Source organism: Pseudomonas frederiksbergensis (assembly GCF_003732275.1).
GTDB classification, from domain to species: domain Bacteria; phylum Pseudomonadota; class Gammaproteobacteria; order Pseudomonadales; family Pseudomonadaceae; genus Aquipseudomonas; species Aquipseudomonas frederiksbergensis_H.
Window position 1 is genome coordinate 1152718 of sequence record NZ_MOBM01000038.1, and the last position, 14365, is coordinate 1167082.

The 14365-nt window shown below is 57.5% G+C and carries 11 protein-coding genes and 2 pseudogenes; 7 read left to right on the forward strand and 6 right to left on the reverse strand.

Translation table 11 applies throughout. The annotated features are described in order from the left end of the window. Nucleotides 1–98: 98 nt before the first annotated feature. Both BK662_RS24705 and BK662_RS24710 read right to left on the reverse strand, forming a co-directional pair. Complete coding sequence (locus tag BK662_RS24705; RefSeq protein WP_123359577.1) at nucleotides 99–1286, reverse strand: MFS transporter; 1188 nt, start codon at nucleotides 1284–1286, stop codon at nucleotides 99–101. Between the two features lie 310 nt (nucleotides 1287–1596). Beyond that, nucleotides 1597–3186 (reverse strand): ABC-F family ATPase, encoded by a 1590-nt coding sequence (locus tag BK662_RS24710; protein WP_123359576.1) that lies wholly within the window; start codon nucleotides 3184–3186, stop codon nucleotides 1597–1599. Nucleotides 3187–3991: 805 nt separating this feature from the next. Between BK662_RS24710 and BK662_RS24720 the strand changes: the two genes are divergently transcribed. Beyond that, nucleotides 3992–4333 (forward strand): hypothetical protein, encoded by a 342-nt coding sequence (locus tag BK662_RS24720; protein ID WP_123359575.1) that lies wholly within the window; start codon nucleotides 3992–3994, stop codon nucleotides 4331–4333. 84 nt (nucleotides 4334–4417) lie between these two features. On the opposite strand, the gene BK662_RS24725 is transcribed toward BK662_RS24720, so the two are convergent. Further along, a complete protein-coding gene (locus BK662_RS24725) occupies nucleotides 4418–4627 on the reverse strand; it encodes a hypothetical protein (RefSeq protein ID WP_123359574.1) in 210 nt (69 codons plus the stop codon). A gap of 374 nt (nucleotides 4628–5001) precedes the next feature. On the opposite strand from BK662_RS24725, the gene lpxO reads away from it, so the two are divergent. Further along, nucleotides 5002–5901, forward strand: coding sequence for a lipid A hydroxylase LpxO (gene lpxO, locus BK662_RS24730; RefSeq protein WP_123359573.1), 900 nt, complete (start codon nucleotides 5002–5004; stop codon nucleotides 5899–5901). Nucleotides 5902–6048: 147 nt separating this feature from the next. Here the strand turns inward: lpxO and ku are convergent, their stop codons facing one another. Next, on the reverse strand, nucleotides 6049–6921 hold the full coding sequence (gene ku / locus BK662_RS24735) for a non-homologous end joining protein Ku (protein WP_123359572.1): 873 nt from the start codon (nucleotides 6919–6921) through the stop codon (nucleotides 6049–6051). A gap of 210 nt (nucleotides 6922–7131) precedes the next feature. On the opposite strand from ku, the gene BK662_RS24740 reads away from it, so the two are divergent. Further along, the gene (locus tag BK662_RS24740; RefSeq protein WP_123359571.1) at nucleotides 7132–7491 is read left to right on the forward strand and encodes a hypothetical protein; all 360 of its coding nucleotides are present in this window, start codon (nucleotides 7132–7134) and stop codon (nucleotides 7489–7491) included. A 51-nt stretch (nucleotides 7492–7542) separates the two neighbouring features. After that, nucleotides 7543–8694 carry a PQQ-dependent sugar dehydrogenase gene (locus BK662_RS24745; RefSeq protein WP_123359570.1) on the forward strand — a complete coding sequence of 384 codons (1152 nt, stop codon included), beginning with the start codon at nucleotides 7543–7545 and terminating at the stop codon, nucleotides 8692–8694. 106 nt (nucleotides 8695–8800) lie between these two features. On the opposite strand, the gene BK662_RS24750 is transcribed toward BK662_RS24745, so the two are convergent. Continuing rightward, nucleotides 8801–9898: a GNAT family N-acetyltransferase/peptidase C39 family protein gene (locus BK662_RS24750; RefSeq protein ID WP_123359569.1), complete on the reverse strand. Its 1098-nt coding sequence runs from the start codon at nucleotides 9896–9898 to the stop codon at nucleotides 8801–8803. Between the two features lie 92 nt (nucleotides 9899–9990). Between BK662_RS24750 and BK662_RS24755 the strand changes: the two genes are divergently transcribed. After that, nucleotides 9991–11577 carry a RimK family ATP-grasp domain-containing protein gene (locus BK662_RS24755; RefSeq protein WP_123359568.1) on the forward strand — a complete coding sequence of 529 codons (1587 nt, stop codon included), beginning with the start codon at nucleotides 9991–9993 and terminating at the stop codon, nucleotides 11575–11577. A 7-nt stretch (nucleotides 11578–11584) separates the two neighbouring features. After that, a complete protein-coding gene (locus BK662_RS24760; protein ID WP_123359567.1) occupies nucleotides 11585–12508 on the forward strand; it encodes a magnesium transporter CorA family protein in 924 nt (307 codons plus the stop codon). A gap of 141 nt (nucleotides 12509–12649) precedes the next feature. Here BK662_RS24760 and BK662_RS24765 read toward each other — a convergent pair. After that, nucleotides 12650–12981: pseudogene (locus tag BK662_RS24765) on the reverse strand (ABA4-like family protein). 359 nt (nucleotides 12982–13340) lie between these two features. Here BK662_RS24765 and ilvA point away from each other — a divergent pair. Then, nucleotides 13341–14336, forward strand: a pseudogene (gene ilvA / locus BK662_RS24770) (threonine ammonia-lyase, biosynthetic); the annotation flags it as partial. Between the last annotated feature and the right edge of the window lie 29 nt (nucleotides 14337–14365).

Below are 14365 nucleotides of genomic sequence, written 5' to 3' on the forward strand. Positions count from 1 at the left end.
CGGGCTTGCTCGCGAATGCGGTGGGTCAGACACATTAATGTCGACTGACACGCCCTCTTCGCGAGCAAGCCCGCTCCCACAGGGGATATGCGGCAGGCTTAGGCCATTGCGCGGTGTTTCAGTAATAAGGTCAAACCGAGCCCGGTTATCGACAACAACGCCGCACTAAAGAAAATCCACGAATACCCCAGGTTCAACGCCACCGCGCCCATCAGCGGCCCGGCAATCGCCAGCGCCAGATCGAAAAACACCGCATAAGCACTCAAACCCGCTCCGCGACTGGAATTGGGTACTTGTTTGATCGCTTCGACCCCCAGCGCCGGATACACCAGCGACAAGCCGAACCCGGTCAGCCCTGCGCCAATCAAGGCATAACCCGTCGAGGGCGCCAGCCACAGCAGGACCAGCCCCACAGTTTCAATGGTCATGCAGGCAATGGCGGAGGTGAAGCCACCGAAACGGCTGATACTGGATATGAACAACAACCGCGCCAGAATGAAACAGACCCCGAATACCGTCAGGCAATACGCCGCGCCGGTCCAGCCAAGGCTGACGTAATACAGGGTAATAAAGGTAGTGAGCGTGCCGTAACCGATGGACGCCAGGCTCAGGCTCGCGCCGAAGGGAGCAATGCGGCCGAACACCGCCCAGAACGGCAGGCGCTCGCTGCGAATCACCGGCACCGAAGGTTTGTTGCGGATCAACAGCAGCGCCATCAAGGCCAGTAACGACAGCGCAATCCCGAGGCTGGCGAACCCCAGTTCAGCGACCATCACCACGCCCAGCGGCGCGCCGATGGCGATGGCGCCGTACGAGGCTATCCCGTTCCAGGAAATCGAACGCGCCGTGTGCTCGGCACCGACCTGGCCCATGCACCAACTGATTGTGCCGACTCCGATCAACCCTTGAGCGATGCCCAGCAACAACCGGCCAGCGATCAGGATGATCAGGCTCAACAACGGCACACTTTGCAGCAGGGTCGACAGCAATGTCAGCGCGCCGCTCAACGCAATCCCCGACAACCCGTAAACAATCGCCCGTTTGGTACCGATGCTGTCCGACATACGCCCGGCCATGGGCCGACTGAGCAGGGTGGCCAGGTACTGAGAACCAATGGTCAGCCCCGCGACGATGGCGCTGAACCCCAACTGTTCATGGACATATCCCGGCAACACCGCAATCGGCAAGCCGATGCAGAGGAAGGCGATAAAGGTATAGAAAACGATAGAGACGATCTGCAGAGTGATCGCCATGGAGCTTTGCGGGGGCAACTGCTGCACAGACATGAGAGCTCGTTCGCGGGCGGCGGTAGGAGAACTGCATCATGGCGTGGGTGTGAAATAAAAGGAAGCAGGCTAACAATGTGGATTGCAAATCAGGCTGGAACTTCATTTTGCGGTGTCAGTGATGGCCTCTTCGCGAGCAAGCCCGCTCCCACACTGGATCGGCCGCGTGCAGAAGATTGATAGCTACTGGAGATCCACTGTGGGAGCGGGCTTGCTCGCGAAGGTTTCGGCACCACAAACTTCCTTGGCCCAGAAATACAAAAAGCCCCGTCACCAGGACAGGGCTTTTCACTTGAAGCTTGCAGCCGTCTTACATCAAAACACCCTGACTACGCAGGTAGTCGTCATAGGTGCCGCTGAAGTCGATCACGCCGTCGGCGCTCAGCTCAATGATGCGGGTGGCCAGGGACGATACGAACTCACGGTCGTGGCTGACGAAGATCAGCGTGCCCGGGTAGTTCTCCAGCGCCAGGTTCAGCGCCTCGATGGATTCCATGTCCAAGTGGTTGGTCGGTTCGTCCATGATCAGCACGTTCGGCTTTTGCAGAATCAGCTTGCCGAACAGCATGCGACCTTGCTCACCACCGGAGATGACCTTGACCGACTTGAGGATCTCGTCGTTGGAGAACAGCATGCGACCGAGGGTGCCGCGAACGATTTGCTCGCCGCCCTGGGTCCACTGGCCCATCCAGTCGAACAGGTTGCAGTCGTCTTCGAAGTCGTGAGCGTGGTCCTGGGCGTAGTAGCCCAATTCCGCGGCGTCGGTCCACTTCACGGTACCGGCATCCGGGGTCAGTTCGTTGACCAGAGTGCGCAGCAGGGTGGTTTTACCGATACCGTTCGGGCCGATGATCGCCACGCGCTCGCCGGCTTCAACCTGAAAGCTGAAGTCCTTGAACAGCGGCTTGCCATCGAAGCCTTTGGCCATGCGCTCGACGATGACCGCCTGACGGTGCAGCTTCTTGGTTTGTTCGAAACGGATGAACGGGCTCACACGGCTCGAAGGCTTGACTTCGGCCAGCTGGATCTTGTCGATCGCCTTGGCGCGGGAGGTCGCTTGCTTGGCTTTCGAGGCGTTGGCCGAGAAGCGGCTGACGAACGATTGCAGTTCCGAGATCTGTGCTTTCTTCTTGGCGTTGTCCGACAGCAATTGCTCGCGGGACTGGGTCGCCACGGTCATGTATTCGTCGTAGTTGCCCGGGAACAGGCGCAGCTCGCCGTAGTCCAGGTCAGCCATGTGGGTGCACACGCTGTTCAGGAAGTGACGGTCATGGGAGATGATGATCATCAGGCTGGAGCGCTGGGTCAGAATGTTTTCCAGCCAGCGGATGGTGTTGATGTCCAGGTGGTTGGTCGGTTCGTCGAGCAACAGCACTTCAGGATCGGAGAACAGTGCCTGCGCCAGCAACACGCGCAGTTTCCAGCCCGGAGACACTTCGCTCATCGGGCCGAAGTGCTGCTCGATGCCGATACCCAGGCCCAGCAACAGTTCGCCGGCACGGGATTCAGCGGTGTAGCCGTCCATTTCGGCGAATTCGGTTTCCAGCTCGGCCACGGCCATGCCGTCTTCTTCGGTCATTTCCGGCAGCGAGTAGATGCGGTCGCGCTCGGCCTTGACCTTCCACAGCTCTTCGTGACCCATGATCACGGTGTCGATCACGGTAAATTCTTCGTAGGCGAACTGGTCCTGGCGCAATTTACCCAGACGCACGTTCGGCTCGAGCATGACCTGGCCGCCGGACGGCTCGAGGTCGCCACCGAGGATTTTCATGAAGGTCGACTTGCCGCAACCGTTAGCGCCGATCAGGCCGTAGCGGTTACCGGCGCCGAATTTGACCGAAACGTTTTCGAATAGCGGCTTGGCGCCGAACTGCATCGTGATGTTAGCTGTGGAGATCAATTACTTTACCTATCAATGGGTTGCGAGCTGCGCATTTGGCGCTTGGGCCATTCCTGGGGCGTTCTGGAGTTTCTCTCCATCTCTCCCCAATCATCGCTAGAGTTCAACCAGCGCGCATAAGTCGAGAGCAGCATCTGGACGCTGTGTCCAAGCTGTTGGGCAATAAAGGCGGGATTCATGCCAGACATTGAGCATATTGTCGCATAAGTGTGACGGCAGTTGTACGGTGGGCGATAACGTGTCGCCCGCTTCTTCAAGGTGCGGCCCCGGTTTGTGCAGAATCGGGGGCTGTCTGATGGGGTGGCTCATCCAGGGGGCGGGCAAATGTAGGGGCGCTCCTTTTGATCGCACCTCAATGTTATTTTTGTTCAGTGTTGTGTTCGGGACACTTGGCGTGGCTCTGGGTAAAGTCAGCACTGCTTGCCCGGCCTTGTGTGTTTCAGATGGATTGCTGAATGGCCAGCACTTGGTCAGGGTGGGCACCAATTCAGACTCGTCTCTCCATGCCATGCGTGACAGCAGAAGGTGGGGAGGGGGCTATTCTTCTTCGTCAGGGGCCGGATTTGCGGGCGTGCTGGCGTTTCGTTGTCATCACCGCTGACCATCACCTGATCAATAGCGGCTCGCAGATACTCCCCTGGTACTCTCCCAAGACGCGCCCCTCACCCGCACCCTGTGAGTCGCAGTGGTGCCGGTGATTATTTGCCGCTCAATGCATGCGGGCGTAGTTGGAAGGAAAGGGGGTTGCCGTCAAAACTATTGACCGGCTCATGAATTAGTATTCCTTCCTCCCAACCCAAGGAACATGGAAGTGAGACACAAATACGCAACAGGTTTGTTTTTTTTACTGACAATTGTGACGGCTCAATGTGCTTACTCCGGCACTACAGACGAGTCCGTTGAGAACGCCTCATTGCTCTGCAAAATCCTGGATGGCAACGACGCCTTGACTCAGGCCTCCGAGTTCTCAAGCGAAGATCGTTCGGTCAACATCTCGGTAGACAGCTCTCCAGAAGAAGCCAGAAAGCTTTGCCCCGTCATCAGTGCCATCGTCGAGCATCACGACATGGTTTTTGCGCAAGGCTGGACCGTGCAGATCACCTCTCCAGGCAGTGACCATGAAGTTGTCGCTATCTGCCCGCTGTAAACGACTCGCTGGCAGCGGTTGAAAACCTGGCTTTGCCGCACGTTGAACGGCGTGCGACAAGTCGGTGCCTGACCAGGTCGAGACTCAGAGCAAGTAGCCAGTGGCTTGTCCGAGGTGGTTGTCCTGCCCTCCGGTGATGAGGTGCAGCGGGATGTGCGGTTGCTCATCAAGGGATGGGATTTCGAAACTTCCCATTATTTGAACGTGTCGCTCATTCAGTCCGGTCGACTCTTCTTCTTCTTTTGCCTTAGCCATTCTCGCGTGGTTCGCTGCGATTTCATTGAGAGTTGACACGTTAAATCTCCCGGTGACTGACCAAGCGTATCGCTGCAGTCCTTAAACGTTAATTTAATTGCCGCCGCGTCAGAATTACGTCGTTCTGGGGCTGCTACATTCTGCTTCTGCAAAGCCCAAGCCAGTTACCGTCATATATTGGGCGCTGTATTTACATACGCGACGAATGGTGGTATGGCATGAGGCTACTATCGGGAGAGCGGTTCGCGAACCGTGCTACTCATAACGTAGACACATTTTCACAGTTGAAGGTTAACTATTAGTTACAGAGTTTGGCTAAAATGCCATCTTTCGACCCTGTGCCGACCATCGGCATGGCTCAAGAACGCGCCATCGGGACGCAGTTTGTTCATTTCTGACGTGTGACGATTTCCGTGAAATTTATCATTGCCGCTATTTATGTCATCTCCATCGCGTATGTTCACTTGCGCGGAAAGGTGCGCCACAAATTAGGCCGCCAGTTAAGTGACCACTCGACGTTTCTGGCACCGATCAATTGCTTCCTTTATCTGTTCTCGAAAAAGCCCAGTAAGCCTTATCTCAACCCGGCAGACTTTCCCGACTTGAGCCCTTTGCAGGCTCATTGGGAAGAGATTCGCGCCGAAGGCCAGAATCTGCTCAAGGCCGGGGAGATCAAGCGTTCGAATCAATATGACGACGTTGGTTTCAACTCGTTTTTCAAAAGTGGCTGGAAACGTTTCTATCTCAAATGGTATGGCGATAGTCATCCGTCGGCCGCAAAACTCTGTCCGCGCACGACTGAACTGGTGCAAAGCATCGGCTCGATCAAGGCCGCGATGTTTGCTGAACTGCCGCCGGGTTCGAAACTGGTCCGTCACCGCGATCCCTATGCCGGTTCGTACCGTTATCACTTGGGACTGGAAACGCCGAACGATGCCGGCTGCTATATCAACGTCGACGGTGAGAACTACCATTGGCGCGACGGCGAAGCGGTAATGTTCGATGAGACCTTCATTCATTACGCCGAAAACACCACTGCGCAAAACCGCATCATCCTGTTCTGTGACATTGAACGGCCGATGAAATATCGCTGGGCGGCAGCGTTCAACCGCTGGTTCAGCCGTACGGTGATGGCGGCGGCGGGCGCGCCGAACGATGCCGGCGACAAGGTCGGTGGTATCAACCGCTTGTTCGCCAAAATCTACAAGATTCGCCTGCGCGGCAAAGCGCTCAAGAAGCGTAACCGCGCTCGCTACTACCTGGAGAAGTGGGCGATTTTTGGTGGGTTGCTGACGATTTTTGTTTTGATCTGAATTTGGTATTGAGGCGTATGACGCCTTCGCGAGCAGGCTCGCTCCCACCTTTGTTTTATGTCGTTCACAAGGCCAATGTGGGAGCGAGCCTGCTCGCGATGGGGCCGAGATTCACACCGCCTGACTCATGGATGTACCAGTGAAGGGTCAGCCGCTCGACCGTTTCGTGGGCTTTTTCTGCGCAGCAGGTTTGGCTTTGGTGGCCGGTTTACTGGCCGTTTTACCGCCGCCCTTGCCACCAAGACTGCGTTTGAGCAATTCGGTCAGATCGATAACATCGGCGGTTTTACGCACCTCTTCACCCGTCGCCGTTTCGACATCTTCGATCTTGCCTTCATTCGCCTTCTTCTCGACCAGCGCCATGATCTTGTCTTCGAAGCTGTCGCGGTACTCCTCAGGCGTCCAGTCGGCACTCATGTCCTCCACCAGCCGTTTGGCCATCTCCAGCTCACCTTTGGCCAGATCCGGCTTGGTCACCTCACTGCCCAGCTCCAGTTGATCCAGGCTGCGCACTTCGGCCGGCCAGCGCAGCATCACCAGCACCATGGCTGACTCCAGCGGCATGAGGGCCGCCAAGTGCTGGCGCGAATGCAATACCACGCGGGCCAGAGCGACCTTGTCGGTTTTGCTGAGGGTTTCGCGCAACAGCGCATAGACCTTGCCGCCGCGTTTGTCCGGCGCCAGGTAGTAGGGCGTGTCGATGTTTTGCAGGGGGATCTGCTCGCTGGCGACAAAGGCAAAAATGTCGATGGTCTGGGTCGACAGTGGATGAGCCGAGCGAATCTCTTCCTCACTGAGCACCACGTAACGTCCCTTTTCGTACTCGATCCCTTTGACGATGTGCTCTTGGGTGATTTCCTTGCCGGTGACCTTGTTGATGCGCTTGTAGCCGACCGGGTCCATGCTGCGGCTGTCGAGCCAGTTGAAATCGATCCCGCGCGAAGACGTCGCCGAAACCAGCGCCACGGGAATATGCACCAGACCGAAACTGATTGCGCCTTTCCAGATTGCCCGTGCCATCGTCGTGATCTCGTCGATTGATGTTCTGGTGACCTGTGCCCAAGGGCAAAAGTTTCAGTCGGCGGCGGCCCGGTCCTGCGGGCGGATCGGCGGTGCGGTTAACTCGTGTTACATCTTGTGAAGGAGGTTTTAGTTAACAAATCCGAACCCTGGGCGTAGCGTGGCTTCATTCATCCATGAAGCGTGGCGCGCTCATTTAGGGAGGTCCCCATGAACCGATGTGTGCTCGGCGTCATCGCGCTGGCATTGAGTGGCGTGCTGAGTCCTTTGGCTCTGGCAGATGCCGCATCGCCGTCCTCGCCCTTGCTGCTGGCGCAGAACCTGCCGGGCAGCACCCACAACAATCCCTACAACAGCCCGATTCGCCGGGCCAATCCCAACAGCATGCAAGGCACGCAACCCAGCATTCCGGTAATCCGCGGGCCAGGCACGGTGCCTGTGCCACGACCGCCAACGCTGGATAACGGCGGTATCGGCAACCGCTATCCGCAAGATCGACCGGCTCCCACCAGCCAACCGAAATTCATTCCCAATCCACCGCCCCGGGACTCGGACCGCAACTACCGTTGAACGGCAGGACAGAGCTCTTGCCAGCCATTTTGACGACAAAAGGAATCGTGCATGTTGCGTAAAACCCTCTTGGCCACTTTCTGTGCCAGCGCGTTATTTACAGCCACTGCGCCCGTTTTCGCGGCGCCGACACAGGATATAAAAAGCGAGCAGGGCACCCTTGAGCTCACGCCGATCGTTAAAGGCCTGGAACATCCCTGGGCGCTGGCGTTTCTGCCCGATCGCCAAGGGATGCTGGTGACCGAGCGGCCCGGTAACCTGCGGTTGGTCAGCGCTGACGGCAAACTCTCGGGCCCGCTCAGCGGCGTGCCTCAGGTCTGGGCCAAGGGGCAGGGCGGGTTGCTCGATGTGGTGCTGTCGCCCGACTTCAAGCAAGACCGCATGGTCTATCTGTCTTACGCCGAAGGGGGCGGTGAGGGCGGCAAGGCCGGCACGGCGGTCGGTCGCGGACGGTTGTCGGAAGACCTGACGGCCATCAAGGATTTCAGGGTGATCTTCCGTCAGGAGCCCAAGCTCTCGGTCGGCAACCACTTCGGCTCGCGACTGGTGTTCGATCGCGACGGTTATCTGTTCATCACTCTGGGCGAGAACAACGACCGGCCCACGGCGCAGGACCTCGACAAACTGCAAGGCAAGATCGTGCGGATCTATCCAGACGGCAAGGTGCCGAAGGACAACCCTTTTGTCGGGCAAAAAGGCGTTCGCCCGGAAATCTGGTCCTACGGCCATCGCAACCCGCAAGGCGCGGCGCTCAATCCCTGGAGTGGCACGCTCTGGGAAAACGAGCACGGTCCCCAGGGCGGTGACGAGATCAACATCATCGAACGAGGCAAGAACTACGGCTGGCCGCTGGCAACCCGCGGCATCAACTATTCCGGCCTGCCAATCCCGGAAGCCAAGGGCGAAACCGCCGAAGGCACCTTGGGCCCGCACCATGTATGGGAAAAATCCCCCGGCCTGAGCGGCATGGCCTTCTACGATGGCGATCGCTTCAAGGCCTGGCAGCACAACGTGTTTATCGGGGCGCTGGTGAGTCAGGAGTTGATCCGCCTGCAGTTCGAAGGCGACAAAGTTGTTCACGAAGAGCGGTTGTTGGGTGAATTCAACAAACGGATTCGCGATGTGCGGCAGGGGCCGGATGGATATTTGTATGTACTGACCGATGAAGATGAAGGGGGGCTGTACAAGCTTGGCCTGAAGTAAAACGCATAACCTGTGGCGAGGGAGCTTGCTCCCGCTGGGGTGCGAAGCGCCCCCATGCAATCGACTGCTTCGCACTCGAATGGGAGCAAGCTCCCTCGCCACAGGTTTACTGACGCCGATAGAGAATCACCGCAGCCCGCAGCTTGCCTCGCCCGAAACTGCACATTTTGTCGAATTCCCCATGGCTGACCGGCAAGTGCTGGCAATCTATCGACTGACGATGCTGGCTGTGATCCACATCCGGATCGTGCAGGTAGACGAACTCTTCATCGCAATCGGTGACGATCACCCAGTGCGGCGCCTTGGAACGGGTCAGGCGATAGCTGCTGATCAATACCAGCGGTTGTCCGCCATCGTGCAGTAACCGTGGCAGATCCAGTGGTCCGCCGATCATTCGCTCCACGTCGGTGGCTTGCAACTGCGCCGTGAACTCCTCGTGTACCAGGCGCATTACGTCTTTTTTATGCGCATCGCGCACGCCGTCGAGGAACAGCGGCCCGGCCATGCTCAGTTGCAGCCGCACCCGAAAGCCACGCCGCCATGCTGCCAGCGCCATACCTTGAGGGCTGCAGCCTCCGTGGCCAGACGTCATGAACACCGTGGTCGCCTCGCGCCAGATTTGCAGTTCTTCGCCGCGCTCCAGCGCTCGATCGTCTTGCAGTGCGCCCATGGCCATCAGCAGGCAGGCCGGGCCACAGGTGAACTCGGTGGTCTGCGGGTAGTAAGGCACCTTGATGTTGCGTGAGTCGCGGTGCTGGAGGATACGTTTTTCCAATCGCAGCGCGTCGGCATGGTCCTGGTAATAGTCGTGAATCCGCGCGAAACGCCGGTAGCCGTTGCGCTCATACAGAGCAATCGCCGTCGGATTGTCGATGCGCACTTCCAGCCGCAGGTAGGCGCAGTCATGCTCAATGGCGCAAGCCTCGACACGTTCGAGCAATTGCTTGCCCAGTCCACTGCCGCGAGCATCAAGGGCGATCGCAATCGAGTATAGGCGCGCCAATGAAGTGCCCCGGTGAAACAGTACCACCGCATAGCCCACTAATTGCTCGCCACGTTGGGCCACCAACAGTTGTCCGTGAGCCCGAATGATCATCCATTGAAAACTGCGACTGTTGAGCCGGTCCGTGATGAAACATTGCTGTTCGAGTGCCAGCAGTGCCGGTATGTCTTCAACTACCGCCAAGCGAAAAACAGGATTCATATGACCGCCGTAAAAGTTGCGTAACGAAACGGGACTTTCGTAAAAGTTCGTGCTTAATAGGAAAGGTCTTGTTCTTCAATGGATCAATCACTATGTCAGCGGTACAAGGTCATTGGCGCGAAGTATCTGAGCAAACGTTACCGGCAGCAATAACTTCTGCAAACTATTTAAATGGCTCGATCAGAACTTCCAGCCAGTTGACGATCATCGTCGAACGCAAGGAAGACTGGGCCTCTTACTTTCCCAGTGAAGACATCGTCACCGCCCAGGAATACCTCGAACAGACCCGCGACAACGAGCAGGGCAAGCGGGTTCAGGTGATCAACCTGTGCCGCAGCTACAAGTACCTCGGGCACGGTTATTACTGCTCGCTGCTGGCCGAAGCGCGGGGGCACAAGGTTATTCCGTCGGTGCGGACCATCAGCGAACTGACCCGCAAATCCCTGTATGGCCTGGCCCTGGATGATCTGGATAAAACCCTGGAAAAAGCCCTCAGTAATCACCTTTACAGCGATACCGAAGGGTTTACCCTGACACTGTACTTCGGCAAAACCTCTATTGAGCCATTACAGGATCTGGCTCGACAGTTGTTCGAGGTTTTTCCTTGTCCGATATTGCTGGTTGAGTTTCGTCAAACTAATGGTTGGCACATCGAAGGTGTAAAGTTTGGCGCCTTGCATAAGTTGCGTGAAGATCAGGAAGATCAGTTCGCTAATGCACTTGACAGTTTCAGTCGCAAGATCTGGCGCATGCCGCGCTCCAGGCGATTGGCCCGTTATGACCTGGCCATTCTGCACGATCCGCAAGAAGCATTACCGCCGTCCAATCCCAAGGCTTTGGACAACTTCGTCAGGGTCGGCAAGACACTGGGCATCGACGTCGAGCTGATTGAACGCAAGGACTACGCCCGAATCGCCGAGTACGACGCGCTCCTGATCCGCGAGACAACGAGCGTCGACAACCACACCTACCGCTTCGCCAAAAAAGCCGAGAGCGAAGGTTTGGTGGTGATGGATGACCCGGCGTCGATCCTTCGCTGCACCAACAAGGTTTATCTGACTGATTTGCTCAAGAGCCATCAGCTGGGCATGCCCGCCACTGAAATCCTCTACAAGGAACGACCGGAAGATTTCGAGCGGGTAGGCGAGCGTCTGGGGTTTCCACTGGTGCTGAAGATCCCCGACGGTTGTTTCTCAAAGGGCGTCATCAAGGTCCAAAGCCAGCAAGCCTTGCTTGAAGCCACCGCTGAACTGTTCGAACACTCGGTGTTGCTGCTGGCCCAGGAATTCTTCTACACCGAATACGACTGGCGCATTGGCGTGCTCAACCGCAAACCGATCTTTGCCTGCCAGTACTTCATGTCCAAGGGCCATTGGCAGATCTACAACCATAAGGCCAAAGGCCAGGACATCAACGGCGAATGCCGCACCCTGGCGGTTCACGAAGCACCGCGAGCGGTGGTTGAACTGGCGGTGAAAACCGCGAATCTCATCGGCGATGGTCTCTACGGCGTCGACCTCAAACAGTCCGGCGACAAAGTGGTGGTGATCGAAGTCAACGACAACCCGAACATGGACGCCGGCATCGAAGACGCCTACTTGCAGGACGATTTGTATTCCTTGGTGCTGGAAGAGTTTGTCCGTCGGCTGGAGCTCAAACGCCGCGGTCAGGCCTGGTGAGCGGCCGATGATCAAGAGTTTTGAGCTGAGCCACGGCGCCCTGCAAGCGGTCGAACGGCTAGACGCCGACGTGATGCTATTCAGTAACCCCGATGCGGCCGAACGGGATCTGTTGCACAGCCATTTCAAGCTCGATGAACACGCTCTGGCCTCGGCCCTGGACCCCGACGAGGTGTCGCGCATCGAGTTCCACCCCGACAACCTGTTCCTGATCTGGAAGCGTCCGAAAAACTACTCAGGTGGTGGTAGCCTGTCCTTCGAAGTGTCGTCCTGTGGCTTGCTGTTTTCCCCGGGGCGTCTGCTAGTGATCGCCACCGACGACTCGCCGCTCAGCGGCCTCGGCACGCGGCAGTCACTGAAGACGCCACTGGATGTGTTGCTCGACCTGTTGTTCAACAACATTCACCACTATCTGGGGCACCTCAAGGTGATCAAGATGGTTGCCCGGGAGTTGCAGCAGAAATTCAATGCCTCGATGCAGAACCAGCATCTGATCCAAATGTTCAACCTCAGCGAAAGCCTGATCTATTACATCAACGCCATTCACAGCAATGGCGCGGTCCTGACCCGGCTGCGTAATCATGCGGCAAAGGAACACTTCAGCGTTGAAGCCATTGGTTTAATCGACGATCTGATCATCGAAAATAACCAGTGCTACAAACAGGCGGAAATCTACTCCACGGTGTTCTCCGGGCTGATCGATGCGCGGGGCAATCTGATGAACAACAGCATGAATAACCTGCTGCGCAAACTGACGTTGATCAACGTGGTGTTTCTGCCGTTGAACCTGATTGCGAGCATTGGCGGCATGTCCGAGTTCAGCATGATGACCGCCGGCACGCCGTGGTGGGTTTCCTATCCGTTGTTTCTGACGGCGATGATGCTGGGGGCGGGGGGGATGGTGATTGGCCTCAAGCGCCTGGCGAGGTGACTTTGGCGGCTGTCAGATTGCCTTCGCGAGCAGGCTCGCTCCCACATTTTGATCTGGGTGCCCAACTTTCGAGTCCGGAACAGCCCCCTGTGGGAGCGAGCCTGCTCGCGATAGCCATCTCAAAATCAGACAAAATCTGGATCATGCTTGTTGAGTGGCATCGATGGAGTTCTTGCGGCATTGAAGACCCCGCACCACCAGATACAACAACGGCCCGACAGACACAAAAATCGCCGTCACCAACAAATAAGGAACCACCGACAACCCCGACTGCCCACGCTTGCGCGCATCCTGGTACATCCAGATACCGGCAAGTGTCGCCAACAGGTACAAAACAATCACCACCTGCGCAGTATCGGGCCGCGACATCAGGCTGATGCCGAAGTCGAGCAACGACTGCTCGGCCTGCAGCCCGAAACGGTGTAGCCGGCGAAGGCGATCAGGGCAATGAGGGGCAGGGCGACAGACTTCATGGTTTCCTTCCTTGGGACAATGAGCAGAATCGCCAGCCTACAGCGGCTCTTGAAAATTGGCCATTGACTTGCCATCAGCCTCCGGCTAATTTCCAGCCATGACTTCCACCGTATTGCGCTGCCAGCCAAGCATTATTACCGCCATTCCTTATTTGGCGGGCTAGCTCACGACTGCAGCACCCAACCCGCCCTAGAGGCGGGTTTTTACTTTCTGTCTTCTGGGTTTTGAGCTTACCGGATGCACGCAACCGGTGTAGGAGCTGCCGAAGGCTGCGATCTTTTGATCTTGAAAAGCAAAGATCGCAGCCTTCGGCAGCTCCTACACCGACCGCGTAAACCCGGATACCAAGGAGACGATCATGAGCAGCACCCCCGCCCAGCAGAGCTTGCTTGAGCACTACGTGAAAAAAATCCTCGCCGCGCCGGTTTACGAACTCGCCGTGCGCACGCCGCTGCAAGCGGCACCGGCATTATCCGAGGCGTTGGGCAATCAGATACTGCTCAAGCGTGAAGACTTGCAACCGACGTTTTCCTTCAAGATCCGCGGCGCTTACAACAAACTGGTGAACCTCAGCGACGAACAGAAAGCTCGCGGCGTGATCACTGCCTCGGCTGGCAATCATGCCCAAGGCGTAGCGTTGGCGGCCCGCGAGTTGGGGGTCGCCGCAACCATTGTCATGCCCTGCACGACACCGGAATTGAAGGTGCATGGGGTTCGCAGCCGAGGAGCGGATGCAGTGCTGCATGGCGAGAGTTTTCCGTTTGCCCTGGAGTACGCGCTGGACCTGGCACGGCAAACCGGTCGCACCTTTGTCTCGCCTTTCGACGATCCGGACGTGATCGCCGGACAGGGCACCGTCGCCATGGAAATCCTTCGCCAGCACCAAGGGCCGCTGGACGCGATCTTCGTTCCGGTGGGCGGGGGTGGCTTGATCGCCGGTATCGCCGCGTACGTCAAATACCTGCGCCCTGAAGTCCGGATCATCGGCGTCGAGTCGGAGCATTCCGCCTGTTTGCAGGCTGCATTGAAGGCCGGCGAACGGGTCGTGCTGCCAACTGTCGGCACCTTCGCCGATGGTGTGGCCGTCGCTGAAATCGGGGCTTATGGTTTTGAGGTCTGCCGGTTTTGCGTCGATGAGGTGATGACCGTCAGCAACGACGAACTCTGCGCCGCCATCAAGAATATCTACGACGATACCCGCTCGATCACCGAACCTTCCGGCGCATTGGCCGTGGCCGGGATCAAGCAGTACGTGGCACGAACCAGCGCCCGTGGTCAGACCCTGGTGGCCATCGATTCCGGAGCGAACATCAATTTCGACAGTTTGCGGTACGTGGCCGAGCGCGCAGCGTTGAGCGGCGTGTCGGCGTGAGGGGGGCTCAG

Excerpts from the sequence above, each read along its gene's own strand:
- BK662_RS24705 (WP_123359577.1), bottom strand. The coding sequence starts at position 1,286 with ATGTCTGTGCAGCAGTTGCCCCCGCAAAGCTCCATGGCGATCACTCTG.
- BK662_RS24720 (WP_123359575.1), top strand. The coding sequence starts at position 3,992 with ATGGAAGTGAGACACAAATACGCAACAGGTTTGTTTTTTTTACTGACA.
- ku (WP_123359572.1), bottom strand. The coding sequence starts at position 6,921 with ATGGCACGGGCAATCTGGAAAGGCGCAATCAGTTTCGGTCTGGTGCAT.
- BK662_RS24740 (WP_123359571.1), top strand. The coding sequence starts at position 7,132 with ATGAACCGATGTGTGCTCGGCGTCATCGCGCTGGCATTGAGTGGCGTG.
- BK662_RS24745 (WP_123359570.1), top strand. The coding sequence starts at position 7,543 with ATGTTGCGTAAAACCCTCTTGGCCACTTTCTGTGCCAGCGCGTTATTT.
- BK662_RS24750 (WP_123359569.1), bottom strand. The coding sequence starts at position 9,898 with ATGAATCCTGTTTTTCGCTTGGCGGTAGTTGAAGACATACCGGCACTG.
- BK662_RS24755 (WP_123359568.1), top strand. The coding sequence starts at position 9,991 with ATGTCAGCGGTACAAGGTCATTGGCGCGAAGTATCTGAGCAAACGTTA.
- BK662_RS24760 (WP_123359567.1), top strand. The coding sequence starts at position 11,585 with ATGATCAAGAGTTTTGAGCTGAGCCACGGCGCCCTGCAAGCGGTCGAA.